This window comes from Methylobacterium sp. 1973 (assembly GCF_040545035.1).
Taxonomy (GTDB): Bacteria; Pseudomonadota; Alphaproteobacteria; order Rhizobiales; family Beijerinckiaceae; genus Methylobacterium; species Methylobacterium fujisawaense.
In genome coordinates this window covers 266,912-291,891 of record NZ_JBEPLA010000002.1, presented here as the reverse complement: position 1 = coordinate 291,891, position 24,980 = coordinate 266,912, and the positions used below count along the sequence as shown (strand labels likewise).

Genomic DNA, 24,980 nt, shown 5'->3' with positions numbered 1-24,980 from the left:
CGTCCAGGGTAGTGCCCTGGCGCGAGAAGCCGGGGCGATGGTGGGCCTGGAGAGGGCTGCCACCGTCTCGGCGCCTCATTCGGCAGCTCGCTCATGAGCGCCGCCGTCCGTCTCCCAAAGGCTGATCTGGTGATCCAGTCCGAGGTCGATCCCTCGGATGTCATCACGGCCTCTGTCACCGCTTACGGCCGACACATGCGGATCAGCCTGTTCCGCGACATGCGCCTGGGCCTCGGGATGAACCTCAAGCGCTCGCAGATCACGGCTCTGATTGAGGGCCTTTCCGATCTGCACGCGAACATGCCGCCGGAGGCGTGAATGACTGGCTTCCGCACCTTTGAGACTGGCCGTGTGAGCTTCGGCAACAATCGCCCAAAGGCGCCGCTCGTCGATATCGCCTTGGTGCGCGGGGCGCATCTGAAGGCCGCCGCCCAGCCGAAAAGCCCGATCAAGTCGCCCGCTCCGAAGCCTCGGACGGAGCCGAAGATAGGCGAGAAGGGCTTCATCCCTCCGAAGCCCGTTCGCCCGGAGGACTTTGAGGATCAGAAGGCGTTCCCGATGAAGCGCCTGACGGCGATCGTATCCGCCGTGACGGGCGTTTCCGTCCTGGAGATCTGCTCGCATCGGCGCCTCGCTCAGCAGGTCAAGGCGCGGCAGATCCTCTTTTGGGTCTCTAAGAATTACACCCTCCTGAGCCTGCCGCAGATCAGCTATCGGGTCGGCAAGCGCGATCATTCCACCGCGCTTTTCGGGATACGCAAAGTGCAGAAGATCTTTGATCGACTGAATGTCGCCAAGCCCACCTGTCCGATTGCGGCGGCCGAGCTTCTGTGGGCCGCCGATTGGGCGGAGGTATCGCAATGATCCCTTCGCCATCACTTTCCATTCTCTTTGCGATCAGCCGGGTTGCAGCCCGGACGCTCGCTCACATGCGGACGGTCGTGGACCTTGCAGGGTCTGTACGCACGCCCGCTTTCTCGAACCGCGCATTCATGGTCCAGCCCGGTCCATGCGCGGTGACCGTAGTCACGTCGCGTTACCCCCTTCCTGTCGAGTCCGGCCATCTGCGACTCCTCCGTGTCGACGAGCAATCGACCACGACGGAGTTCCTACGTGCCGGAAAATCTTTCTCAGAACTCGGAAAAGCGTCGGCCAATGGCAGCCCTCGTTGAAGCCGCGATGCTGCTTCGGCAGCTCGCTGAGCCCGCCGTGCCTGGCGAGAGCATGAAGGCCGCGATCAATCGCGCGGCACGTCGGGCCGGCATTCCCGCCGGTCTCGGCAAGAGGCTTTGGTACGGCGAGGCTCGCCGCATCGACGCCGACACCATGGACCAACTTCGCGAGCGCGCCGCTCGTGACACCGACTCCCTCGGGAAGGCCCACGATGCCAGACAGACACTTCTACAAAGACTTGCCGCCTGCGAAGCGGCCTTGGGCCTACAGGACGCGGACGCGGCTCGCCCGGTGGGTGATGCTTCGTGCCGACCGCCTCGCGTTGCTCATCGCTCCCTGGCTGGGCGGTCCTGATGCCTAACGCGTCCGGCTGGATCACCGCCAGCGATGTCGTCCGGATGCGCGAGCTTCGCGAATTGGACTTCACCAACACGCAGATCGCGCGGCTGACAGGATGCGGTCGCCATGCGGTCTATCGACATCTGGGCCGGTCGAAGCGCCCGGATGCCCCGACAGACGAACAGCGCCTTCGGCGCGCTCGCCTGAAAGATCGGGCGCATCGGTATTCGGCCTTCGTCGAGAAGGCGGCCCGCTTCGGTGCGCCGCTCCTCGTCCCACCCTCGCCATTCTAACCCTCACAGCACGAGGCCCCATGCCTACGGCCGACGTCCTTCGACAGATCAAGGCAGCCAAGCGCTGGGCGAGGAAGCCGAGCGTGCCGGGCACTTTCGCCCAGCGCGCCGAGGCTGACGTCGTTCGCCTGCTGCTGCCCGTGCCGGTCTCCGTCAACGCCATCTATGAGCGTCACCCTGGAGGCGGTGTTCGTCTGTCGAAGGCTTACAGCGCCTGGCTGTCCGAGGCCGGCTGGCGGCTGACGATGCAGCGCCCTGGTCGCGTCTCCGGCCGGTATGAACTGACCCTTCGCATGCCTGTAGAGAGCGGCCTCGATCTCGACAACGCGATCAAGGCGACCTCGGATTTGCTGCAGCTTCACGGCGTCGTGCGCAACGACCGTCTGGCCTCTCGGATCGTGCTGGAGTGGCAGTCTGAGCAGCCCGTCGCGATGGTCGAGGTGATCCCCTTCATCAGCAAAGAGGTGGCGGCATGAGCATGCATTCCCCGCAGCAGCAGATCTTCGGCCTGCTCACCCCTGGATTGATGCCTCCAGACGACGCCGTACAGGCTCGTCGGCTCGCCGCATCCGTGCCCGGTATGGCGCATTGGGCCGAGACAGGCCCCGACGGCCGGACCTGTCGCGAGTGCATTCACTGGGGCAGTGGCAAGCGATTCCGTCGCGAGGAAGGGCAGCTCTGCCCCCGCCGCTTCCGGCAGTTCAGCCGCTTGATGCAGGGCGCCGAAGGTCCAGGCGTCCCGCATGGGCAAGCGTCCTGCCGCCATTTCTCGCTGCGCGATCCCGCACCCAGCATCGCACCGCGTCCGCGCAAGAAGGCAGAGCAACTGGCGGGCGATGGTGGCGATGAATGAAGCCGCCATCCGATCCGACACAGCCGGGAGCCGCTGGCTTGTTCTTCCGCACGGAGAGTCTGTCTCCTATCGGCTGGCAGCAAGAGCACGCAGCCCGAGCCCGTCTTGAGCGCTGGTGCTTTGGGTGCGGACAGAGCGCCTGCTACGGCTTCGGCGTCAGCCTGAAGGACGACGGCGTGTGGAGCTGTGCCGAGGCTGACTGCATGGCTGAGGCTGAGACGAAGGCCCGCGAGCGCGACTGCCCGTCTCCTCCCGCCAAGCCCAGCAACGCTGAAGACAACCTCGACTTGTTTGGGAGAGCCGCATGAGCGTGGTTAACCTTAACTCTGAGCGTGAGCGGCGCGAGACCGAGGCATGGGATGCCTACGTGGCGGCTCGCAACCTCGCCGATCGGACGCATCAGATCGAAGACGGTCGGCGCGCAGCGCGGGCTTGGTGCGCCTTCCTTGAACTCTATCAGACCCCGGCTCAGAACGAGTTCATGGGTGCCACCGTCACGACGTTCGGGCGGCGCGCATGAGCACGGGCGCGCCGCAGGATCAGGTTGAGCGTCCTCAGGCCCTTGGCGCGGAGGCATCGCTGCTTGGGGCGATCCTACACAACCCGGCCGCGATCGACGGCGTGCGCCACATCGTCGAGCCGTCTGACTTCTACAGCGAGATCAACGGCTGGCTGTACGAGGCCATGTGCGCCCGCCGAGATGCCGGCGAGCATGTCGATTTCCGGCTTCTGACGACGATCCTCGGCAACCGTGATCTCGGCGGCGAAACGGTCGGTAAGTACCTCGGCCGGCTCGCGACGGAAGCCACGACGGTCATTAACGCCCCGTCCTACGCCAAGGCGGTTCGCGAAGCCTCGCGCATGCGCCGTCTGTTTGAAACCGCGATTGCGGCTCAGGCTGCCATGACCACAGGCGGCGTCGCTGACCCGGCCGGGTACGCCGCGCAGATGATTGAGGATCTGGACGAGATCGCGACTGCGGCGATGCCGGATCACATGCGCCGCGTCGCCATCGGCCGAAGCGCCCTCGGCGTGATTGAGCGTGTGCAGGAAGCCCGCGCCGGCCGGGTCAAGCTCGGAGCCCCGTATGGCCTGCCAAAACTGGATCACGCTACGCTGGGCATGCGTGAGAACCAGCTCATCATCCTCGCCGGACGCCCCGGCATGGGCAAGACGACCGCCGGGATCCATTTTGGACTCTCGTCGGCGCGCGCCGGCTTCGGGGTCTGCTTCATCTCATTGGAGATGGACGCCAACGAGCTGTCGGAGCGTGCGCTGGCAGCGTGCGCCTACGATCCACGCGCCAACGAGTATCTAACCTACCGCGCCATCGCGCAGGGGCGAGACGTTAGCGACCGAGGCCTTCAGCGGCTTGTCGATGCGCAGCGCCTTTTGGACACGCTTCCTTTCGAGATTGAGCAGCAGCCTGGGCTGACTGTCGCGCAGATCGCCGCCCGCGTGCGCCAGTACCGGATGCGCCTAGAGCGCCAAGGGAATTTCCTTGGCCTAATCGTGGTCGATCACATCGGGCTCATCAAGGCTTCCAAGCGCTACTCCGGAAACCGAGTCCAAGAGCTGACCGAGATCACGGGCTCGCTCAAGGGGATGGCGAAGGAATTCGGCGTGCCCGTGCTCGCTCTGTCGCAGCTCAACAGGGCAGTGGAGAACCGAGACGATAAACGCCCGAAGCTGGCTGATCTGCGCGACAGTGGTTCGGTCGAGCAGGACGCGGATGTCGTGATCGCGCTGTTCCGGGAAGCCTACTACCTCGAACATATCCCGGAGCGGACGCCCGAGGAAGAAGACCGGCTGGATCGCGTTGGCAACATTCTTGAGGTCGAGATCCTGAAGCAGCGTGGCGGTCCGACTGATCGCATGGAGTGCTTCTGCGACATCGCTTGCAACGTCTTGGCGGAGATCGCGTCATGAAGGGCGAGTTCTACAAGATGGATTTTCGCGCCTGGGATCACGGCACGGTTGATCTGAGCCTTGAGCAGGAAGCGGCGTACCTGCGGCTCTGCCATGCGATGTACGGCGTAGGCGGCCCGGTTCCGAACAGCCCGCGGTTCCTGATGGGTATCTTCCGGTGCGGCAACGTAAAGGCCGCGTCGCTTGTCCGGCAACTTATTGAGGCGCGCAAGATCGCTGTCACAGCGGACGGACGGCTGTTTAATCACCGGGTTTCTGAGGAGCTTCAGGCCCGCGAAAAGGTCGCCGCTGTGCGCCGTGAGGCGGGACAAAAAGGGGGTAGTGCACCCCGAGTGACCCCCGAGTGCACCCCGAGTGACCCCCGAGTGCACCCCGAGTGGATGTCAAGTGACGCTCGACTGAATGCGTCTAAGTCATTGAAAAACAACAACACTGATAAAGCAAATGCTTCGACGCCGCGAAGCAGAGAAGAGAAGAGAAGAGAAGAACCCCCTAAAGCCCCCACAGGGGGCCTTGATAGGTTCGAGGAATTTCGTTCGGCCTACCCAAAAAGGAACACGGCATTCCCGACGACCGCAGCGCGTAAGCGTTGGAACGAGGCTATCCGAAAAGGCGCCGATCCGGCGGCCATCATCGTCGGTGCCAGGGCCTATGCGGTTGAGCAGACGCGCATTAGCAAGGTCGGCACCGAGTACGTCAAAACCGCGGACGTTTGGCTCAATCAGCAGCGCTGGCGGGATTTCTCAGAGCGGCCTGCACTGGCAGAGCCCCGCTCGCCGGATGCCCCTGACCCATACCTTGCAAGCCTGAGCGATGACCGCTGGCGAACCGAAGTCAGTCGATGGCGGGATCGTGTCGGCTACTGGCCGTTGAAGGCACGCACTCCGCCGCCGGACGATCCGCGCACGGCTGTCCCAAAGCACATCCTCGCCGAGATGAACCTCCTTCCGGACCGCGCGAGGGCAGCATGACGATCCCTGACCGTCTTCAAGCTCTCTCTCACCTGAGAGAAGCGGAAGCCAAAGCGAAATCCACTCAGACGGATGAGGTGAGAGCGTGACCCCGCAGGAGCGAAACGCCCGCGCCTACTGCCTCTCCATAGGGGCGAACCCGGATGAACTTGTCTGGGGCCCGGCCAACGATTTCTCCCGGCCGAAAGCCCGCATCCAGGCCCCTCGCTGGCACTGGTACGTCGGCGCCAAGATCCAGCAACAGCACGCAGCGGAGTAGACTGATGGGCGCCCGACTGTTCGGCAAGCACCTCGGCTCAAAGCCGGACAACGACAACCAGCCGAAGGCCAAGGCCAAGGCCAACGAGATCCCGCTTGAGCACGACGAGCGCCGCACGGCGCCTGTGATCGAGAAGGAGGTCGGCAAGGGCTGGTATTGCCTCATCACCGTGCCGCAGGGCGAGTACCGCTGCCAGGACGCTCTCAGCGAGGCCGGCGTTCCCAGCTACGTCCCGACAGAGACGTACTGGGAGCGGCGTCGGAAAGGCAGGGACCTTTGCTTGACCGAACTGCAGCGGCCGATGTTCCGTGGCTACGTGTTCGCTCATCTCCCGCATCCCGAGTGGCGAACCGATGCGGCCGGTGTGGAGTACCCCGTTCTTCCGGACGCCTGGGGTCCGACGATCAAGCCGCGCCATCAGCCATCATCCCCGGCCGGGGTGCTGTCCTGTCTCGGCAACAACGGCTACCCCGTCCCCATGCCGATCCGCTACATCGCCGCTGACGGCAAGCCCGGCGGCATCGCTCCCATGGCAGACGAGGAGCGGGAAGGTTGGTTCGACGAGCGCAAGCGGCAGAGCCTGATAGCCTTCCGGGAGGCGCGGACTGCCGAAGCCCTGCGTCTGGCCTCGTTACCGGCCGTCGCTAAGGGGGACCGCATCCAAATCACTGAAGGCCCGTTCGCAGGCGCCACCGGTACGGCGGACAACGACAACGACGGGCGAGGGCGGTTTCGTATCCTGACGTCGGTGTTCGGCGGTATGGCACTGATGGAGGTGTCGCTGGAGGCGGTCGAGAACCTAGATCGGCCGATGCGAGCAGCCCCGATTGCGCTTCGTCGCGCCTAACTGCATTTTGGCTCAGGAGGCACAAATGGCGCGCACGACACTAAGCAAAGAGGTTGATGAGCTTTTGAAGCCGGCGTTTAAGGCGCTCAAGCGCAACGCCATGGATGCCATACGGCAGACTCAAGAGGAGATGCGCAAGGTACTGAAAGTCCGGTACGATACTTCTGATGACGTTTGCCTGCCGAGCTTGCCCGCACCTCGGTTGCAATTGCGGTGGGAGCAACTGAGTGATTGGTCGGCTGTCTGCCATTACGAGATGGTTTTTCCGCTCGCACAACATGACGTTCGCAATGACCCTGGGTCCAATCATGGGGTCGTTGAACTCGGCCGCACCAATGTGAACGGCGAACGTCGCAACTGGGAGACGTGCGACCTTGCGAACGCGGTCCCATACCGTGACGGCGTGCATATGGATATCGACGCCGCGGTCTTCGGCGGCATGCCGGCATATGTCATCGCTCCGGACGGAAGATCCGCTCTCGTCACTCCGAATGAGAATGCTACCGCGCGCGGCAAGGAACTGATCCGGTCAGCATCCAGCTAACAGTCATAGACAACGCCTATCAATGCTTGACATTGCGATAGGTGCTTCTATAATCCGCGGCACGACGTTGTGTGGGGTAAAGGGCAGTGCCCTCCACGCTCTGGGCCATGAGGGGATACCCCGCCGCCCTCGGTCGCGTGCTCGTAGCGCTCCCTCATGGAGCCGCTTGACGGGCCACCGGTCGTATTGCCCCCAAATTCCGCCCTTGAGCGCCCAGCGCTCGGGCAATCAGTTCGACGTGTGAATGCGGGGAGGCCAATCCAGGGCCAGGAACCGCTTCTAGACAGTCGGTTAAACGGCCGCGGAAATCCGCGTAGGCGGCCACCCACAGATCTTAGATCAGGGCCGATTACGGTCACGTCGAAGCCTTCAGCCGGTAGCCTCTCATGCCCGAGACCATCCCGGCCGACATCGCTGCGGCAATCGACATTTTCCATTTGCGAGCCCTGAGAGAGGGCAAGCTTGGAATTGGCACCCAAGCCTCATCCGAGGCCGCGAACGCCGCCAGTGAAGCCCGTAAGCGATTGGAGAGGGCAATCAGCGCTCACCTCCGCGGGCATGCTGAGTTGAGGGCCGCGTTGGAAGCGATCGAGGCCGGTCGTTGAACGAAGACGATCTCTGCGACGTCCGGTTGGACCGCGACCCCGACGACCTCCTCCCCGATGATTGGGACGAGGTCGTTGATGGAGAGATCGAGCTACCCGGCATTCGGCGCCGGGTGATGGCTGAAGCCGCGGAGATCATCTGATGCCCGCCAAGCCCTTCAACTCAGGCGGATGGCGCACAACGGGCCGTACTCGTGTCCGGACAGGTTGGTTTGGCTTCGCTGTCGTTGAGGCCGAGCGGGAGTACATGGACGGCAGGAAAGTTTGGGCGCGCCTGCCGGGGCATAAGATTTTGTCCGAGGTCGCCGAGCACGCCTGATGGAAGCCTGGATGCTTGAGCATCCTGCGCTGTCCGGCTTCGCTCTCGGCGCTGTGATCGCTTCGGCTGGGCTGGTGTGTGCTCTGATTGCCATCCTCGCTGAGACCGCAGGGTTCTGACAATGCCGAACCCTGACGCCGTCCTGACCTGGCTCCTCCTACCGAGCCACTTCTCCGCAGCCTGGGGTTGCGCGGGCTTTGATCTCATGCCGGGAGCGAAGGCATGAGCCTCGTCACGATCGTCCTGATCTTGCTGATCCTTGGCGCTTTCGGCGGCGGCATCTACGGCGGCCCTGGTTATGGCGGCTATGGGTCAGGCTACGGCTTCGGCATCGGTGGCCTGCTCGTCGTCGTATTGGCGATCCTGCTGCTCACAGGCCGGCTCTGATGCACCCCACCGACACGCTCATCTCCCTCAGCCATGCCCGCATTGCCCGTGCTGCTGCTGCAGGTCCTCGCCGAGCCACACAGCCCACGCTCCTGACCGATCGCCAGCATCTGGCCCGCATCGCTCAGTCTGATCCCATCGCTGTCCGCCACAGCGTCGGCGCCGCCATCCTCCGTCTCAACACCCTCGCCCGTGCTGACGGCTTCCTCGCCCAGCGCATCGACCAATTGTAGGCCGGCAGGAGCCATCCATGACGCAGGACGCTCACAAGATCGCCCTCAGCCGCCTCTGCGCCAATGTCGCCGAGCAGCACGCCAAGGGCCTCGACCTTCTCGCGGAAGCCAATTCCGCCCCTGACATGGGCACGGTCAAGGAGAAGCTGGCTGCTGCCATGCCGCTCCTGTCCGATCTTCGCACCTCCATGGACGCCATCGTCCAGACCGCGACCGTCATGGCGACGGGTGAGATGCCCGTAGCAGCCGCAGAGACGGCCGCTGAGACAGATCCGGCTCCTGCCGCGCCTTCCCCTTCGGCCGAGACCGCCGCTGCCGCTCCTGCCTCGTCCAGCGACATGCCGGCTTCGACCGAGAGCACGGGCGACTACGTCCCGGCTGATGGCGATGCCTCGACCGAGGACTCGGCCGCCACGAAGCGGAAGCGCTAAGCCAATCTCAGGGAGAGAAGACCATGACCGAAGAGAAGCCCGGCACTGGCGCCATCGACAGCCCGCTCAACCCGGCTGCCCCGCATAACGTGTCCGAGACCGCTACCAGCGACCCGACTGGCAAGATGGCTGGCGGCCTCGTGAACAACATGGGTGACGGCGCCATGAGCACGGCCGCCCCGGGCGATGCCCCCGATCCGATGCTGCAGTCCGAAGCCGGACCCCCGATCACGGAAGACGCTCCTGAAGCGCATGAGACCGTGACCGAGAAGAGGGCCGCGGCCAAGGGCGACAAGGCCTAAGCGAGGCCGCTTGAAATCATTCAAGAGCAATCAAGATGGCCCACGGTGGTAAGCGCACGGGCGCTGGCCGTAAGCCAGGCTCCACGACGCAGAAGACCCGAGAGATCGCGGACAAGGCGATCAACGAAGGCATGTCCCCTTTGGAGGTCATGCTGACGGCGATGCGCAAGCACGCTGAGATGGGAGAGTGGAAGGACGCGGCTTCCTTCGCCAAGGACGCTGCGCCTTACGTCCACCCCCGTCTAGCCGCGATTGAGCACAAGGGTCCCGATGACGGCCCTATCCGTATCATCATCAACGGCACGGACGCCCAGCTTTAGCCTCACCGACAAGCAGGACGCGGCCAATCGCATCCTCGCGAGCCAAGCGCGGCATATCCTGCTTCGTGGCGGATCTCGGTCAGGCAAGACATTCCTGATTTGCCGGGCTCTCATCATCCGAGGGCTGAAGGCGCCGGGTTCGACGCACGCGGTTCTGAGGCAGCGGTTCAACCACCTGAAGCACTCGGTTATTTTCGACACCGTGCCGAAGGTAGCCGCGCTCTGCTACCCAGGCCTCAAGCTCCACCTCGACAAGACCGATTGGTTCCACGAGCTGCCGAATGGCTCGCGGATCATCTACGGCGGGCTGGACGACAAGGAACGTGCCGACAAGATCCTCGGCCAGGAGCACTCGTCGATCTTTTTGAATGAGGCGAGCCAGATCAGCTACTCGGCCCGGAACAAGGCCGTCACGCGATTGGCTCAGACATCGGGGTTGGCGCTCAAGGAGTACGTTGACTGCAACCCGCCGAGCGTCAGCCACTGGACGTACCGGCTGTGGTTTCAGAAGATTGAGCCCACGGGCGGCGAGGCGCTGGCGGATCCTGACAGTTACGCATCGGTGCAGATGAACCCCGGCGATAACCTCGCCAACCTGCCCGACACGTATCTTGCTCAGCTTCAAGCGTTGCCGGAGAAGGATCGGAAGCGCTTCCTCTACGGCGAATTTCTGGCTCAGGTCGACGGCGCGCTTTGGACGCTGGACCTGATCGACAAGAAGCGCGAGGCGCGCTGGAGGACCGAGGAAGAGCGACAGGCGCTGATTGAGCGCATGCAACGGATCGTGGTCAGCATCGACCCGTCTGGCTGCTCCGGCCCGGAGGATGAGCGGTCCGACGAGGTCGGCATCGTCGTCAACGGCTTGGACTACAACGGTCAGGGGTATGTCCTTGACGACCTGACAGGGCGCTTCTCGCCGGAAGGCTGGGCGCGTGTCGCGGTCAACGCATTCACGAACTGGCGTGCAGACCACATCGTCGCCGAGCAGAACTACGGCGGCGCGATGGTCGAGAGCACCATTCGCACGGCCAGCCAATACGCACCCGTAAAGCTCGTCCACGCCTCACGAGGCAAGAAGGTCAGAGCTGAGCCGGTTGCGGCGCTCTACGAACAAGGCAGGGTCACGCACGTCGGCGCCTTCCCGGACATGGAGGAGCAGATGTGCAACTTCTCCACCGCCGGCTACCAAGGCAGCCGTTCGCCCGACCGGGCAGATGCGAGTGTATGGGGCCTCACCGAGTTGATGGTCGACCACGTCTCAATGGTCGAACTCTACGCAAGGCTTGCGGGCGAATGACATGGCAGACACGCCCGCGCCTGCAAAGCGCCGTATAAGGGTGCAGGCAGGCTCACAGCCGACCTTCACCGCCGACACCTACCAGAACGTCGTCGCCCGGCTCGGCGTCGGCACTGCGAACATCCATTCCGGCAGCACCTACGGCTACAACCCGATCTCCCGCAACCGCATGTTGCTGGACTTCATGTATCGGGGCTCGTGGATCGTCGGCAAGGTCGTGGACGTCGTCGCGGAGGACATGACCCGAGCCGGGGTCAAGATCACCTCGACACTCGACCCGAAGCAGATCGACGCGATCCATGACGGTGCCCGAAATTGGGGCATCTGGGATCAGTTCGCGGACGGCATCAAGTGGTCTCGCCTCTACGGTGGTGCGATCCTCGTCATCCTGATCGACGGCCAGAACCCGTCGACCAAGCTCAACCTCAACACCATCGGCAAGGGCCAGTTTCGCGGGTTGCTCCCGCTTGATCGCTGGATGATCCAGCCGTCCTTCACCGAGACCGTCACGGAACTCGGCCCAAATCTCGGCAAGCCGCTATTCTACGACGTCACGGCGAACGCTCCCGCCTTCCAGGGCGAGCGCATCCACCATAGCCGGGTGATCCGGCTGGAGGGCGTGAAGCTCCCCTACTGGCAGAGCCAGACGGAGCAATTCTGGGGCATGTCGGTCGTGGAGCGGCTGTACGATCGCCTCGTCGCGTTCGACAGCACCACCACGGGCGCCGCGCAGCTCGTCTACAAGGCCTATCTCAGGACCTACAAGGTCAAGGGGCTCCGCGAGATCCTGGGCGGACCTGCCGCCGCTCAGAAAGGCCTGATGGCCCAGATCGACGCCATGCGCGCCTACCAGTCCGCCGAGGGCATGACCCTCATGGACGCGGAAGACGAGATGGAGGCTCTGACCTACCAGTTTGGGGGTCTGTCCGATCTTCTGGCTCGGTTTGAGGAGCAGATCGCGGGCGCGGCTGATATCCCGCTCGTGCGCATGTTCGGTCAATCGCCGGCAGGCTTCTCGACTGGTGATGCAGATCTTCGCACCTACTACGACGGGATCAATAGCCAGCAGAATGCGCGCATTCGCGGCGGGACCAAGCGGGTCTATGAGCTGCTGTGCCGTTCGGAGTTGGGCATTCGGGTCCCAGACGGCTTCGGCATCGAGTTCGAGCCTCTATGGCAGCTCTCCGCGAAGGAGAAGGCCGAGGTCGGCGAAATCAACACCCGCACGATCCTCTCTGCCGAGGCACAGGGCACTACCAGCCACGCAACGACGCTCAAGGAACTCAAGGGGCAATCCGAAGAGACCGGCGTATGGACGAACATCACGGACGAAGAGATCACGGAGGCTGAGAACGAGCCGCCGCCTCCGAACGAGACCGACCTCGTGAACCCGCCTGGCCCTGAGGAAACCAATGCAGGCCTCGCCCCGACGCGACTACCGCCTAAGGACGAACGGCTGCCCGACGTGCCTCCGATCCAGTAGCTTCACGGCAGATCGGTTTGAGGGCGTCGACATCAAGTCGGCGTTCATTCGCGCAAAGAAGCTGGAACGCACTTATGCCGCCCAGCTTCGCAAGATTGCCGGGCACATCGGCGATATCGTCAACGGGTTCAACATCCAGGACCTTCCTGGCGCTCAGATGCTCCAGGCGGTCATGGCGCGCTACTCGGCCACGCTGACGCCTTGGGCTGAAGCGGTCTCGCGGCGGATGGTGACGGAGGTCGCGGCCCGAGACGAGCGGGCTTGGGTGCGGGTCTCGCAACAGATGGGGCAGGCGCTCAAGCGGGAGATTGCCACCGCACCGACAGGTGAGGCAATGCGCTCCGCGATGGCCTCTCAGGTGAAGCTCATCACGTCGCTGCCGACTGATGCAGGTCAGCGCGTGCATGACCTCGTGATCGCCGGCATCAGCGAAGGCCGCAGAGCAGACGCCATTGCTGAGGAGATCGCTCGCACGGGCGAGGTCACGAAGAGCCGGGCAACGTTGATTGCGCGGACCGAGGTTAGCCGCACGGCAACTGAGCTGACAAAGGCGCGGGCCGAGCACATTGGGTCCACGCATTTCATCTGGCGCACGGCCGGCGATAGCGACGTCCGCCCGAGCCACAAGAAGCTGAACGGGCAGACGTTCCGCTGGGACGAGCCTCCCGAGTGTGACCCGGGGCACCACGCTTTGCCAGGCGGTATCTGGAACTGCCGGTGCTACCCGGAGCCGATCATTCCGGAGGCGTAATGCCCCACGCCTTCCTTGACCTTCTCGCCGAGCCCCCACGGCTCACATTCGCGACCCCCGTCGCGCTCACCAGCAAGCGCGAACGCACCACACAGGGCTACCTCTGGATCTATGATGTCGCCATCGCGCGAACCGGTCCTCAGGATTACCGGGCCAATGAGGTCCCGGTTGAGCCTGGCCCGATGGGCTATGTGGTCGTAGAACGCGAGCCGGAAGACGTCTTCGACCCAGCAACCCTCGCCTCGTTCGAGGGGGTTCCGATCACCAACGATCACCCGACCGTCATGGTCGGGCCTGAGAATTACCGGGAGCACCTCGTCGGCGTCATCCGCAACGTGCGGCGGGGCGAGGGGCGGCAATCCCACCTCATGCTGGCAGACGCGCTGATCTACTGCGCGGACGCCATCGCCGACATTGAGAGCGGCAAGCGACAGGTCTCAGCCGGATATGAGGCCAACTACGTTCGGCTTGAGGCTGGGCGTGGGAAACAGACGAACATCATCGGCAACCATCTAGCCATTGTCGACCGGGGCCGCTGCGGGCCGGTCTGCGCCTTCGGCGACAAGGAGAGCGAACCTATGACGACCACCGCCCCCGTCACCCCGAGCCGTGTTCCCGCCGTGCGCGCCAAGGCCATGGATCGCAAGACCCGTTGCTTTGATCGCGCCTTCAAGGCTTTCCGCGACAACGATCCGGAGGCCTTCGTCGAGGAGATCCAGGAGGCGATCGAGACGGCCGTGGAAGAGGCCACCGAGAACGCCCCCGACCAGATGGAGACCATCAAGCAGGCGGTCGCCGAGGCCATCGCTCCGATCATGGAGACGATGGACGGCCTGCGCGGTCGGATGGACGCCTTCGACGCCAAGTTCAAGGACGAGGACAAGGACGACGAAGACGACAAGGACAAGAAGAAGACCGAGGACGAAGAGATGGATCCGACGCTCGGCGAGGAAGAGCCGACCGTCGAGAGCCCGATTGAGCCGGAGCTTGTCACCGACGCGGCCTTCCGCGACACCGCGGCTCGTGCCGAGATCCTGTCCCCCGGCCTGCGCATGGCGACCGCCGACAGCCTGACAGACGACAAGGCGCGCGGCGCGGCCATCACCGCGCACAAGCGTGCCGCTCTGAAGAACTACTACCGCGATCACGCCGAGATGGCCCCCGTGCTGCTCGGCATGAAGACCGCGCCCGACTTCGGCGCCATGGCTCCGGCCGCCGTCCACCTCGCCTTCATGGGAGCCTCTGAGGTCGCGAAGGCCCAGAACAACAGCCGCGTCACGAAGCGCATTCTCGTGAGCGACGCGCAGCCGGCCGCCCGCATGACCGCAGCCGAGCGCAACGAAGCCAATCGCGCGTTCTGGGCAAAGCACAGCGCCTAACCCCATCCGCCTCAACGCCCGCCGTGATGGCGCGCTAGGCCCTCAGAAGGAACCTTTCACATGGTCGCTTACACCTACCGCCTGCCGGCCGGCATTCCTGGCACCGTGCATCGCATCGAGTCCGCGACGATCGAGCCGAACGAGATCGATCCGACGACGCCGCCCACCGTCTACGGTGCGGCTGTGAAGCTCGTCGCCGGTCGCATCCAGCCGCTCGCCTCGGGTGACGCTGGCACGCTCATGTATGGCATCAGCGTCCGCGACTTCCCCGGTGTGGCGAGCCAGGACCCGCTCGGCACCTCGACCCCGCCGACCCGCGGCAGCATCAGCGTGCTCAAGCGCGGCTACATCAACGTGCTGCTCGGCGGCGCGACTGCGGCCACCAAGGGCGGCGCCGTCTACGTGCGCGTCGCGGCTGCCGCCGCTGGCAAGCCGATCGGTGGGTTTGAGGCCGCCGCCGACAGCACCAACACTTACGCGCTGCCGGGCGCGTACTTCATGGGTCCGGCTGACGCCTACGGCAACACCGAGATCGCCTACAACATCTGAGTTCAGGGAGACGCGCCGCTTAGCGCGCAGCCCTTCGCCCTTAAAGCCACTTGGGCAGTGGCCTTGGCCCGCAGCGACTGCGCGCCCGTCCCCCTGATGGAGCCTTAAATGCACACCTTCGACCAGTACACGATCGACTCGACCGGCAACTTCCTCATCGGCCAGCTCGAAAAGCTGGACCCGAAGCTGAACAAGCCGCTGATGACCTTCACGTGGTCGCGCGACATCGACCTGCGCGAGGACATCACGATCGCGAACGACACGGCGTCGTTCCTGCTCGCGGGCTATGCCGAGACCGGCGGCATGTCGCCGAACGGCATCTCCTGGATCAGCCAGGGCACCGACTCCATCTCCGGGGTCGCGGTCGACGTGGGTAAGACCCCGCAGCCGCTGCACCTCTGGGGTAAGGAGCTGAAGTGGACCGTCGTCGATCTGGCGAAGTCCCAGGCTCTCGGTGAGGGCATCGACGTCACCTACTACGACGTGATGCAGAAGGCCTACAATCAGAACGTCGACCAGGTGGTCTACACCGGCGACACCCTGAAGGGCTTCACCGGGCTGTGCAACAGCTCCTACGTGTCGAACGTCGCCAATGTCCCGACTGCCGGCAGCACCAGCCCGACCAGCAACACCACCTCCACCAAGTGGGCGGACAAGACGCCGGTCGCGATCCTCGCCGACGTGAATGAGACCCTGAACTCGGCGTGGCAGGCCTCTGCGTGGTCGGTGTTCCCGAACCGGCTGCTGCTCCCGCCGGGCTCCATGTCGTACCTGACCTCGACCATCATCTCGGTCAACGGCCAGGCTGGCGGCATGTCGCTGCTGCGCTTCATTCGCGAGAACAACATCGCCAATGAGCAGGGCCAGGACCTCCAGATCCTCCCGCTGAAGTGGCTCAACGGCCGCGGCACGGGCGGCACGGCGGGCGATGCGACCACGGTCAACCGCATGGTCGCCTACCACAAGTCCCCTGACTACGTCCGCTACCCGCTGACCGATCTCCAGCGCACCCCGCTGGAGTACCGCTCCATCTACCAGGCCGTGACCTACTACGGCCGCCTCGGTCAGATGGAGTTCATCTACCCCGAGACGTTCGCCTACCGCGACGGGATCTAAGCCGATGGCTACCTTGCACGTCGTCAAGCCGTTCAATCTGCTTCTCAACCACGAGGAGCAGGTTGCGGCTGGAGTGGACAAGCCGATGCTGAACTTCGGCGCCGGCCGTCACGATGACGTGCATCCGGTCATCGCGGGCCACCCCTACGTGAAGCTGCATCTCGGCGACGAGAAGGCCGCCGCAGGGGCCGTCAAGCCCGTGACGGGTAATCCCCTCGCGGTCGACCTCGATGCCGCTGTGCGGCGCGCTGAAGCCGCGGAGAGGGGATTGGAGGCGGAGCGTGCTGCCCATGCCAAGACGCGAGCCAAGCTGGAGGCGGTTGGCGGCGCGGACGACGATGAGGCGGACGCCCCGTCGGGGCTCTATACGATCCGGCGCAAGGGGCGCGGCCTGTTCGCCGTGTTCCGCGGGGAGGAGCAGCTTACCGACCCGATGCCCAAGGTTGAGGCCGAGGCGCGTCGGCAGTCGGAACAGCAAGCGGACGATCTCGCCAAGCAAGGCCGATGACCGTCACGCTCGCCAGTTTCCGTCAGGCCTTCCCGGAGTTCACTCCTGAGAAATACCCGGACGGCACCGTCACCTATAATCTGGGCCTCTCGTCGCGGCTGCTGGACGCGGTGCGGTGGGGCGAGCTTTATGATGACGGCATCCTGTTCCTGACGGCGCACAATCTGGCGCTCACGGCACCTGCCGGCGCAGTGGGCGGCATCGGCGGAGGTGCTGTCGGCATCGGTGTTCCGACCGGCATCGTATCCAGCAAATCGGTCGGCCCGATCTCCAAGTCCATCGACACGTCGGTCGGTCTTCAGGACGGAGCGGGGCTTTACGGCGCCACGAGCTACGGCCGCCGCTACTATCAGCTTCTGACCATGTTCGGCGCTGGCGGGATCCAGCTCTGATGCCTGTCACCAAGACCGTTGACCGCACGAACCAGATCTTTGCCGCCGCCAACGCCTTGACGAAGCTCAAGGCCTACGTCGGCATCCCGGCTGAGGCCTCCCCTCGCCAGCCAGACGGTGCGCTTGAGGATCAGCCTCCCTCAAATGCCGTTATCGGCTACCTGATGGAGAACGGTGCTCCGGAGCGCAACCTTCCGGCCCGGCCTCACCTCCTGCCGGGCATTGAGGCGGCCATGCCGCAGATCACGCCCCGGCTTGAGGCTTTGGGCAAGGCGGCCCTCTTGGGCGATCTCTCGGCAATCCAGAAGGGTCTCACGGCGGTCGGCATCATCGGTGAGAACGCCGTCAAGGCCCAGATCACGGATGGCACCTTCGCTCCATTGTCCGAGCGCACGCTGAAAGCTCGGAAGGCGAGGGGACGGACGGGAACGAAGCCCCTCATTGACACCGGGCAGTATCGCCGGGCGATCACCCACGTGGTGAAGTGATGGCCCTTCTCAACGTCTGCGACGTCATCGACGATCCGGACTTCTGGTCGGACGCCATTCTGATCCAGGCCATCGTCACGGTGAGCCAAGTCGGGATCGCCCAGGCTTCTCAGTCAGGGGCGGCGTTCACGGGCGTCATCTGGCCCGGCAACGGTCTCGGCCTCGTTCAATCGGGAGAAGGGGATTGGGTGGAGGGCGATCTGATGATCGTCACCCGCTACCCGCTCGACACCGGCAAGCGCGAGATCGCGGCGGACGGCGTCATCTTCGGCGGCCTGCCCTACACGATCACCAACGCGCAAGCATGGCCCTTCGGGGACGGCTTCACGCAGGCCGTTTGCAAGCTAGCGACGATCAATCCGAGCCTGACGGGGCAGCAATCCAGTGGCGGCTTCCTCGGCTCCTAATAACAACACGAGCGCGACCGGCGGCCCGCTCGGGCCCACCTCGACGCCTCCGGCCGATGACCTCGACCTCGACACCATCATCGGCACGCTGATCGCGGGCGTGACAGGGCTGCCGGGCGACATGATCCGCCCGCGCTGGCAAGAGACGCAGCCACGGGTTCCCGACGTCACGGAGACCTGGGTTGCAGTCGGCGTCACCGCCACGATGGGCGACGACACACCTGCCCAGATCCACCACGGCGAGAGCGACGGCTACACCATACTGCGCACGTTCTACCGCTTGGACGTGCTGGCGAGCTTCTACGGCCCCAAGGGCGACGCCTACGCCAAGCTGACCCGGGACAGCTTCTACATCGGCCAGAACCGCGAGGCGATGCGGGCTGCCGGCCTGAACCTCGTGGACTTCGACACCATCCGGCGCGTGCCGGAGATCCGGGCCACTCGGACGCTGCGCCGTTCGGATCTGCCCTTCCGGCTGACCCAGACGATTGAGCGCCGGTACGAGATCCGGAACGTGCTCCAGGCTGACGGCACCATCCAAGCGACTGGCGGCACGCCCGCTGGTCCCAAGCAGATCAACACCCCTTTCGCGTCGCCGCTGCCGCCGGCCTGACGCTGCGCTTCTGCGCCCCAACCCACCGAAGCACCAACCAGGGACGCCGGACTGCGGCGGATCGCAATGGCTACTGGCCTGAACGTCGCCGATTTCGTTTCCGTCTCGGTCACAATCTCCCCCAAGGCCGCGCAGTACCGAAATTTCGGCGCTGGCCTGATCCTCGGCTCGACCTCCGGTGTGATCGACACCGCCGAGCGTCTGCGGCTCTACACGTCGCTCGACGGCGTGACGCAGGACTTCGGCACCACCGCGCCGGAGTACCTTGCCGCCAAGGACTACTTCAGCCAGTCGCCGCAGCCGGCCGTGCTCTACGTCGGGCGGTGGGCTCAGACGGCGACGCGTGGGCACGTTCGCGGCGCTTCATTGTCGCCAGCTCAGCAGCTCCTGTCCAACTTCACGAGCGTCACCACCGGCTCCCTCAGCATCATGGTTGATGGAACTGCGCGCAACCTGACCGGGATCAACCTGTCCGGTGCGCTGAACCTGAACAATGTCGCTTCCATCATCCAGACTGCGTTAGCCGCCGTCGCCCCAGGCGCGGTGGTGAAGTACGATGGTGTGTACAACCGATTTGATGTCGCGTCCGGTACCACGGGCCCGACATCGACGGTCAGCTATGCCACCACAGCACCGAGCGGCACCGACCTCGGCCCGCTGCTGCACCTGACCAGCGCTGATGCGTCTGCCCCAGTGGCCGGCATGGCGGCTGAGAGCCTTGTTTCCGCGGTCTCGACCCTCGCCAACCAGTCCGGGGCTTGGTACTCGCTCCAAGTCGCTACCTCGACCCCGCCGGCCGATGCTGATCATCTCGCCGTCGCCGCCCTGATCGAGGGCCTGAGCACGTCGCAGAGCCGCATCTACGGCGCGACGCTCCAGAACGCCAACGTCCTCGACAGCACGACCAGCGCGGATCTGGCCTCGCAGTTCAAGACCGGCAACTTCAGCCGCACGTTCTCGCAGTTCTCGCGCAACGACCCGTATGCGGCCGAGAGCCTGTTCGGTCGGTTCGCCACGGTCGATTACGAGGGCAGCAACACCACGATCACGGGCGCCTACAAGCAGGAGCCGGGCGTTGCCGCCGAAGTGCTGACTGAAAGTCAGTTCGGGCAGATCAAGGCGAAGAACACCAACGTGTTCGTGTCCGTTCAGAACGGCACCAACATCATCTTCCCCGCAGTCATGGCGAACGGGGACTACATCGACGAGCGCATCGGCGCGGACTGGCTCCAGAACCGCATCCAGACCGACTGCTACAATTTGCTCTACACCACTGCCACGAAGGTCCCGCAGACCGACGCGGGCATGAGCCTCATCAAGACGGTGATCGCCAACGCCTGCACGGTCGCGGTCAACAACGGCTTCATCGCGCCCGGCACTTGGCTCGGCCCCAGCGTCGGCACGCTGCGCACCTTCGATGTGCTGACGAGCGGCTTCTACATCTTCGCCCCGCCGGTTTCGACCCAGTCGCAGGCCGACCGCGCCGCCCGCAAGTCCGTGCCGTTCCAGGTCTGCTGCAAGCTGGCCGGCGCCGTCCACCTCATCTCCATCAGCGTCCTCCTGGACCGCTAAGCCCGAGGACCCGAACCCATGGCCGCGCCCGTCGCATATTCGTTCGCCGATATCGTGTGCTCGCTCACCGGCCCTGGCGGCTCGGTCATCCTGTCGGAGGGTGGCCTCGCCGACGAGGGCATCACCATCGCCATGACGGACGACAAGACCTCCATGGTGACGGGAGCGGACGGCTACGGCATGCACTCGCTGCACGCGACCAAGTCGGGTCGCGTCACGGTGCGCCTTCTGAAGAACAGCCCGCTCAATCGGATCCTGATGGATTTGTACAACTACCAGCAGACGGCGAGCGCCTACACCGGCCAGAACGTCCTGACGCTGTCCAACCCCCAGTGGGGCGACGACTATCAGTGCCAAGCCGGCGCATTCGTGAAGCTGCCCGACAACGTGAACGCCAAGGATGGCGGCACGATGGAGTGGCCGATGAACTTCATCTACATCGACGCGAAGCTCGGCGACGGCAATCTGGCTCTGTGAGGCTGATCCGTGTCTGAGTTCACGATCAAAGGCGTCACCTACCGCTCCGGCAAGATGGTGGGCCGCACGCAGATCCACGTCCTGCGCCGCGCCGCTCCGATCATCGAGCCGCTGTTCCGAAGCATCTCGTCCGGTTTCACGCCCGAAGTGGCCGGGATGGTCATTCAGGGTCTCGGCACCCTGGAAGACGAAAAGCTGGACTACATCCTTGATCGGGCCCTTGCTGTTGTCCAGAAAAAGGAGGGCACGGGCTGGCCCTCGCTCATGTCGAGCGATGGCACGCGCATCATGTTCGAGGATGTGCGCAACGATGGCGGCCTCCAGCTCGCGATCTGTGCCAACGTTCTCTACGTCAACTACTACCCGCTTTTTCTCGACGCCCCGTCTCTTTTCAACGGCGGGGCCAGCTTCCCGCAGTAGACCTCGTGTCTATGCCGGACGAAGAGGAATGGTACTTGGCCCCGATCCCGTTGGGCTACTACAGCTACCCCGACCTTCTGAACGGCGCCATTCACATCGAAGACATCGCGGAAATCAACGACGCGATGCGGGTCGAGTCCGAGAACCGCTGGCGGCTCAATGAGGCGATGAAGCCCAATGGCGGATAACGTCCTAGCTTCCTTCATGGTCGCGCTCGGGTTCAACGTGAACCAGAGTTCGCTGGGCGCTGCCAAGAAGTCGGTTTCCGATTACGAGCGCGCCGTCCGCGAGGCCGAGAAGCGCATCGAGGACGCCCGCTGGGCTGGGGCGAAGACAGAGGAAGAGGTCGCCAAGCTCACGCGCGAACTGAACCTCAAGCTCGCTCGCGAGGGGTTGGAGCGCGCCAAGGAGACCGAAAAGCGCGAGCAGGAAGCCGCCAAGCGTCGCAAGGAGCACGCGGCTTCCTTCGTGTCCGGCATGGAGCGGATGGCGATTGCCGCAACGGCTGCGGCTACAGCCATCGGCTACGCGGTGGCCAAGGTCGCCGGCTCGTTCGACAACCTGTACTTTCAGGCGCAGCGCAGCGGCACGTCCGTTCAGAGCCTTAAGGCGCTGCAGTACGCCTTCTCACAGACCGGCGGTTCGGCACAGCAGGCGTCGGCCGCGGTCGATAGCTTCACGACAGCGCTGCGCAACAACCCGGGCCTGCGCCAGTTCGTCAAAGATCTCGGCGTCGATAACAAGCTTCAGGGCGTCGACAAGCTCCTCGCCACTGTCGAGGCCTTGAACCGCGAGCCCTACGAGGTTGCCGTCCAGCACGCCGAGATGCTGGGCATCAGCGAGCAGGACTATAACCTTCTGCGCCGCCAGATGGAGGCGGTGAAGCAGTATCGCGCCGAGTACGACGCGACGGCGAAGCGGATCGGGCTCAACTCGGACGAAGCCGCTCGGGCCGCGGCCGCCTTTCAGCGCACGCTGACGCGGCTGCAGGCTACGGCCTCGGCGCTCGGTGAGAAGCTGCTTATCCAGCTTGCGCCCGCCTTGGAGCGCATTGCCAAGGGGTTCAACGACTGGATCGAGGCCAACCCCGACAAGCTTGAACGGATCCTGCAGTCGATCTCGAACGCCATCGTCTGGCTGACCGAGAAGATCACCGGCATGGTCCAGTGGTTCGCGGGCAGCGACGGCGAAGCGTTTATGAAGCGCTGGGACGCTTTCTCGGAACGCATCAAATCCATCGCCCACGCATTTGAGGTGATCTTCGGGCTTCTCCAGAAGATCGCCCGCGTCACGCACCTCTCGACGATCCTGGGCGGATACGACAAGGTCATCAACGGCATCCTCGCAGGGCCTGCCGCGTTTGAGCGCGCGAATGGGGGCCCAGGCGTTGGTGGAGGTACGCCCGGCTCCGTTCAGGACGATCGCAACTGGTGGCAGCGCCGCGCGCCCCGCTGGGCCGGCGGTCGCGATGCTCCGTCCCCACAAGGGGGCGTTCCACCTGGAAGCTCTGCCGGCAACCTGACGGCGCTCTACGAGGCGGAAGCGAAGCGGGCGGGGATTGACCCCCGCATCCTCCACGGCATCCGTGCCGGCGAGTCGCTTCACTCGGACAAGTACGACGTCAAGAGCGACGCGCAGGAAGACAGCTACGGTCCGTTCCAGCTCAACCGCCGTGGCGGGCTGGGGCAGGAGTTTGAGAAAGAGACCGGGCTCGATCTGCACGATCCCAAGACCATCCCCGCGCAGGTTCGGTGGGCCGCGGAGCACATCAAGAAGCGGCTCGCGAGAGACCCGAACTACAACCCCGGCAGTGAGTGGTACGGCTACAAGGGCCTTCGGAACGCCGATCCGAGCTGGGGTGACAGCGGCTACAAACCGAGCCAAGTTGGCGGGAACGTGGACCCTGTTAATGGGGTCGGCGGCCTAGAGCAGAGCCAAGGGGGCGCTACTCGCAACCAAGCCATCACCGACGCCCTGCAACGCCAAATCGTGGCCGCTGCGACCGCGGCTGGGGTCAACGCCGAGGTCTATTCAGGCGGCCAGGACGAGAGTGGCCCGCATCGGACCGGCAGCCATCGCCACGACCACGGCAACGCGGCCGATCTGAAGCTCTATACCCTCGGGGCAGACGGGAAGCGCCGCTACCTTGACATGACCAACGACGCCGACCGCGTCGTGATGGAGAAATTCATCAAGGAGAGCGTCAAGGCAGGCGCGAACGGCGTCGGCGCGGCCATCGACTACATGGGCGCCAACGGCATCCACGTCGGCGGCGGCTCGCCATCCGCTTGGGGTGCCGGCGGTTCATCGGCCAATGCGCCGGATTGGGTCAAGCGGGCACACGAAGAGGGGATGGCGGCTCGCAATCGGCCTTCAGCCCCGAACGTGGACCCGCAGGCCGCCCTCCGGCCGGCAGCCCCGATGGGCGCAGCCGGGGTAACGAACAACTCGACCAGCCGAGCGGTCAATCAGAACATCGTCAACAACGTGACTGTTCAGGGGAGCAACAACCCGCGGGAGCACGGGCGCATCATGGAAAGCTCGCTGTCACGCGTGCATGGCCTCGCACTGGCGAATGCGCAATCCGCGGTCGCCTAGGCACCGCAGACGTGAGGGCGGGGAAGTGGTTTCCCCGTCCTCATCTTGGCATAAAGGCTATCGACGGCCGACCCGATCGACGCCCTCGGGGTTAGCCTGCACTCGGCCTCGACGTAGGCGTTGACGTTGCATTCGCTGGGGTAGCTGTCGAACGCTCCGTGCTCGATAACGTAGCTCCGGACGCTGGAGCGGATCTCCGGCAGAATGTCGACGATATCGCCGGTCGGGTCTGACTTCGGGTTGACGTAGACCTTGCAGGGGATCTGTCGGTAGCCGTTGAAGGTGGCGGCTGTGACCTCCTGCGCTGCGACCGGGGTAGCGAACGCGGTCAGGACGAGAAGGGCGGTCGCAAAGCGCATCAGGGCCTCCGTCACCGGACGAACTTGGGAGGGGAGGCCACGTCGCGCACCATCTCGTCGTTGCGCATCGAGACCTCAAGGTACTGCTCAAGGATCTGGTAGTACGCCTTGGAATTGGTCTTTCCCGCTGCGCCCTTGAGGGCGTACCGTTTCGCGGCGTCGCTGGCCTGAGGCCAGAGCAGCGTCAGGGTGTCGTAGCTGTTCTGCTCCAGTCGAAGACAGAAGGCACGGCCACGCGGATCCTGATCCGTGGCACAGACCGCGTCGACATCGTACTGAGGGATCTCGATGCCGCCCGTCGCCACCGGCTGAGCAAGTGCGGATGTGCAGAGGCCGGCGGCAAGAAGGGCGATGGTCGCGCGCATCCCATCAAAATGGTGGCGGGTGCGGTCTCCGTCTACGGGAACGGAACTGGAACTGACGGCTCGGCCTTCCGCGCGCGATTGCTGAGTGCTACCGATACTGGATGCCATCGCTTTCCCGCCATTCTGACCGGCGCTCCGCTGAGGAGTTGGTCGAGGAGCTGCGCGAGGAGGCAGAGGAGCTGGCCCGAGACCTAAAGGGCATCCCGGCGCAAGAGACGGTCCACGGCGAAGCCGCTCAGACCCTTGAGGAATACGGCGCCGCTCTGAGCCAGATCGCGGCCGGCGTTGATGACCCAAAAGCTATCGCGACCCAGGCCCTGGCGCTTTCCAAGCCACTGCGGCCCATCGGGCAGGGCGCCGACCCGCTGCGCGACTTGCTGAAGCCGCGACGAACCTGACGC

35 protein-coding genes are annotated in these 24,980 nt (G+C 64.5%); 33 read left to right on the top strand and 2 right to left on the bottom strand.

What is annotated here, in order from left to right; all coding sequences use genetic code 11:
- The first annotated feature begins 93 nt into the window (after positions 1-93).
- From ABIC70_RS05350 to ABIC70_RS05195, 32 genes are all read left to right on the top strand, one after another.
- Positions 94-318, top strand: a complete 225-nt coding sequence (locus ABIC70_RS05350) for a hypothetical protein (protein WP_354439124.1) — start codon at positions 94-96, stop codon at positions 316-318.
- Positions 319-864 (top strand): helix-turn-helix domain-containing protein, encoded by a 546-nt coding sequence (locus ABIC70_RS05345; protein ID WP_354439123.1) that lies wholly within the window; start codon positions 319-321, stop codon positions 862-864.
- 662 nt (positions 865-1,526) lie between these two features.
- Entirely contained in the window at positions 1,527-1,805 is a 279-nt protein-coding gene (locus ABIC70_RS05340; protein ID WP_354439122.1) for a hypothetical protein, read from the top strand.
- 20 nt (positions 1,806-1,825) lie between these two features.
- Positions 1,826-2,281 carry a RusA family crossover junction endodeoxyribonuclease gene (locus ABIC70_RS05335; protein WP_354439121.1) on the top strand — a complete coding sequence of 152 codons (456 nt, stop codon included), beginning with the start codon at positions 1,826-1,828 and terminating at the stop codon, positions 2,279-2,281.
- Complete coding sequence (locus ABIC70_RS05330; protein WP_354439120.1) at positions 2,278-2,658, top strand: hypothetical protein; 381 nt, start codon at positions 2,278-2,280, stop codon at positions 2,656-2,658. Before ABIC70_RS05335 ends, ABIC70_RS05330 begins: the two co-directional genes overlap by 4 nt.
- 304 nt (positions 2,659-2,962) lie before the next feature.
- Positions 2,963-3,178, top strand: a complete 216-nt coding sequence (locus tag ABIC70_RS05325) for a hypothetical protein (RefSeq protein ID WP_354439118.1) — start codon at positions 2,963-2,965, stop codon at positions 3,176-3,178.
- Positions 3,175-4,587 (top strand): replicative DNA helicase, encoded by a 1,413-nt coding sequence (locus ABIC70_RS05320; protein WP_354439117.1) that lies wholly within the window; start codon positions 3,175-3,177, stop codon positions 4,585-4,587. Before ABIC70_RS05325 ends, ABIC70_RS05320 begins: the two co-directional genes overlap by 4 nt.
- Positions 4,584-5,558: a DUF1376 domain-containing protein gene (locus ABIC70_RS05315; protein WP_354439116.1), complete on the top strand. Its 975-nt coding sequence runs from the start codon at positions 4,584-4,586 to the stop codon at positions 5,556-5,558. Before ABIC70_RS05320 ends, ABIC70_RS05315 begins: the two co-directional genes overlap by 4 nt.
- A gap of 263 nt (positions 5,559-5,821) precedes the next feature.
- Complete coding sequence (nusG, locus tag ABIC70_RS05310; RefSeq protein WP_354439114.1) at positions 5,822-6,664, top strand: transcription termination/antitermination protein NusG; 843 nt, start codon at positions 5,822-5,824, stop codon at positions 6,662-6,664.
- 25 nt (positions 6,665-6,689) lie between these two features.
- Positions 6,690-7,208, top strand: a complete 519-nt coding sequence (locus ABIC70_RS05305) for a hypothetical protein (protein ID WP_354439113.1) — start codon at positions 6,690-6,692, stop codon at positions 7,206-7,208.
- 601 nt (positions 7,209-7,809) lie between these two features.
- Positions 7,810-7,956, top strand: coding sequence for a hypothetical protein (locus ABIC70_RS05300; RefSeq protein WP_354439112.1), 147 nt, complete (start codon positions 7,810-7,812; stop codon positions 7,954-7,956).
- Positions 7,957-8,354: 398 nt separating this feature from the next.
- Positions 8,355-8,519: a DUF3309 domain-containing protein gene (locus tag ABIC70_RS05295; RefSeq protein WP_354439111.1), complete on the top strand. Its 165-nt coding sequence runs from the start codon at positions 8,355-8,357 to the stop codon at positions 8,517-8,519.
- Positions 8,519-8,752 carry a hypothetical protein gene (locus ABIC70_RS05290; RefSeq protein WP_354439110.1) on the top strand — a complete coding sequence of 78 codons (234 nt, stop codon included), beginning with the start codon at positions 8,519-8,521 and terminating at the stop codon, positions 8,750-8,752. Before ABIC70_RS05295 ends, ABIC70_RS05290 begins: the two co-directional genes overlap by 1 nt.
- 17 nt (positions 8,753-8,769) lie before the next feature.
- Positions 8,770-9,183, top strand: a complete 414-nt coding sequence (locus tag ABIC70_RS05285) for a hypothetical protein (protein ID WP_354439108.1) — start codon at positions 8,770-8,772, stop codon at positions 9,181-9,183.
- Positions 9,184-9,206: 23 nt separating this feature from the next.
- Positions 9,207-9,485: a hypothetical protein gene (locus tag ABIC70_RS05280; RefSeq protein WP_354439107.1), complete on the top strand. Its 279-nt coding sequence runs from the start codon at positions 9,207-9,209 to the stop codon at positions 9,483-9,485.
- A gap of 35 nt (positions 9,486-9,520) precedes the next feature.
- The gene (locus ABIC70_RS05275; RefSeq protein WP_354439105.1) at positions 9,521-9,805 is read left to right on the top strand and encodes a hypothetical protein; all 285 of its coding nucleotides are present in this window, start codon (positions 9,521-9,523) and stop codon (positions 9,803-9,805) included.
- On the top strand, positions 9,756-11,102 hold the full coding sequence (locus tag ABIC70_RS05270; RefSeq protein ID WP_354439104.1) for a phage terminase large subunit: 1,347 nt from the start codon (positions 9,756-9,758) through the stop codon (positions 11,100-11,102). Before ABIC70_RS05275 ends, ABIC70_RS05270 begins: the two co-directional genes overlap by 50 nt.
- 1 nt (position 11,103) lies before the next feature.
- Complete coding sequence (locus ABIC70_RS05265) at positions 11,104-12,585, top strand: DUF1073 domain-containing protein (protein WP_354439103.1); 1,482 nt, start codon at positions 11,104-11,106, stop codon at positions 12,583-12,585.
- Positions 12,515-13,336 (top strand): phage head morphogenesis protein, encoded by an 822-nt coding sequence (locus ABIC70_RS05260; RefSeq protein WP_354439102.1) that lies wholly within the window; start codon positions 12,515-12,517, stop codon positions 13,334-13,336. The genes ABIC70_RS05265 and ABIC70_RS05260 overlap by 71 nt, the downstream gene beginning before the upstream one ends.
- Positions 13,336-14,715, top strand: a complete 1,380-nt coding sequence (locus ABIC70_RS05255; protein WP_354439101.1) for a DUF2213 domain-containing protein — start codon at positions 13,336-13,338, stop codon at positions 14,713-14,715. Before ABIC70_RS05260 ends, ABIC70_RS05255 begins: the two co-directional genes overlap by 1 nt.
- A gap of 60 nt (positions 14,716-14,775) precedes the next feature.
- Entirely contained in the window at positions 14,776-15,264 is a 489-nt protein-coding gene (locus ABIC70_RS05250; RefSeq protein WP_354439099.1) for a structural cement protein Gp24, read from the top strand.
- 108 nt (positions 15,265-15,372) lie between these two features.
- Complete coding sequence (locus ABIC70_RS05245; RefSeq protein WP_354439098.1) at positions 15,373-16,380, top strand: DUF2184 domain-containing protein; 1,008 nt, start codon at positions 15,373-15,375, stop codon at positions 16,378-16,380.
- Positions 16,381-16,393: 13 nt separating this feature from the next.
- Positions 16,394-16,888, top strand: a complete 495-nt coding sequence (locus ABIC70_RS05240; protein WP_354439096.1) for a hypothetical protein — start codon at positions 16,394-16,396, stop codon at positions 16,886-16,888.
- A complete protein-coding gene (locus ABIC70_RS05235) occupies positions 16,885-17,280 on the top strand; it encodes a DUF4054 domain-containing protein (RefSeq protein ID WP_354439095.1) in 396 nt (131 codons plus the stop codon). Before ABIC70_RS05240 ends, ABIC70_RS05235 begins: the two co-directional genes overlap by 4 nt.
- A complete protein-coding gene (locus ABIC70_RS05230; protein ID WP_354439094.1) occupies positions 17,280-17,768 on the top strand; it encodes a hypothetical protein in 489 nt (162 codons plus the stop codon). Before ABIC70_RS05235 ends, ABIC70_RS05230 begins: the two co-directional genes overlap by 1 nt.
- Positions 17,768-18,175, top strand: a complete 408-nt coding sequence (locus ABIC70_RS05225; protein ID WP_354439093.1) for a hypothetical protein — start codon at positions 17,768-17,770, stop codon at positions 18,173-18,175. The genes ABIC70_RS05230 and ABIC70_RS05225 overlap by 1 nt, the downstream gene beginning before the upstream one ends.
- Positions 18,153-18,788 (top strand): phage neck terminator protein, encoded by a 636-nt coding sequence (locus tag ABIC70_RS05220; RefSeq protein WP_354439091.1) that lies wholly within the window; start codon positions 18,153-18,155, stop codon positions 18,786-18,788. Before ABIC70_RS05225 ends, ABIC70_RS05220 begins: the two co-directional genes overlap by 23 nt.
- A gap of 66 nt (positions 18,789-18,854) precedes the next feature.
- Entirely contained in the window at positions 18,855-20,360 is a 1,506-nt protein-coding gene (locus ABIC70_RS05215) for a DUF3383 domain-containing protein (RefSeq protein WP_354439090.1), read from the top strand.
- 18 nt (positions 20,361-20,378) lie between these two features.
- On the top strand, positions 20,379-20,837 hold the full coding sequence (locus tag ABIC70_RS05210; protein ID WP_354439089.1) for a tail tube family protein: 459 nt from the start codon (positions 20,379-20,381) through the stop codon (positions 20,835-20,837).
- A gap of 9 nt (positions 20,838-20,846) precedes the next feature.
- Positions 20,847-21,257 carry a phage tail assembly chaperone gene (locus tag ABIC70_RS05205; RefSeq protein WP_354439087.1) on the top strand — a complete coding sequence of 137 codons (411 nt, stop codon included), beginning with the start codon at positions 20,847-20,849 and terminating at the stop codon, positions 21,255-21,257.
- 5 nt (positions 21,258-21,262) lie between these two features.
- Positions 21,263-21,445 carry a DUF6889 family protein gene (locus ABIC70_RS05200; protein WP_354439086.1) on the top strand — a complete coding sequence of 61 codons (183 nt, stop codon included), beginning with the start codon at positions 21,263-21,265 and terminating at the stop codon, positions 21,443-21,445.
- Positions 21,435-23,855, top strand: a complete 2,421-nt coding sequence (locus ABIC70_RS05195; RefSeq protein WP_354439084.1) for a hypothetical protein — start codon at positions 21,435-21,437, stop codon at positions 23,853-23,855. Before ABIC70_RS05200 ends, ABIC70_RS05195 begins: the two co-directional genes overlap by 11 nt.
- On the opposite strand, the gene ABIC70_RS05190 is transcribed toward ABIC70_RS05195, so the two are convergent.
- A complete protein-coding gene (locus ABIC70_RS05190; protein ID WP_354439082.1) occupies positions 23,852-24,214 on the bottom strand; it encodes a hypothetical protein in 363 nt (120 codons plus the stop codon). The genes ABIC70_RS05195 and ABIC70_RS05190 overlap by 4 nt on opposite strands.
- Before the next feature lie 11 nt (positions 24,215-24,225).
- A complete protein-coding gene (locus ABIC70_RS05185) occupies positions 24,226-24,687 on the bottom strand; it encodes a hypothetical protein (protein ID WP_354439080.1) in 462 nt (153 codons plus the stop codon).
- On the opposite strand from ABIC70_RS05185, the gene ABIC70_RS05180 reads away from it, so the two are divergent.
- Entirely contained in the window at positions 24,681-24,977 is a 297-nt protein-coding gene (locus tag ABIC70_RS05180) for a hypothetical protein (RefSeq protein WP_354439078.1), read from the top strand. The two genes, ABIC70_RS05185 and ABIC70_RS05180, sit on opposite strands and share 7 nt — an antisense overlap.
- Positions 24,978-24,980 lie beyond the last annotated feature (3 nt).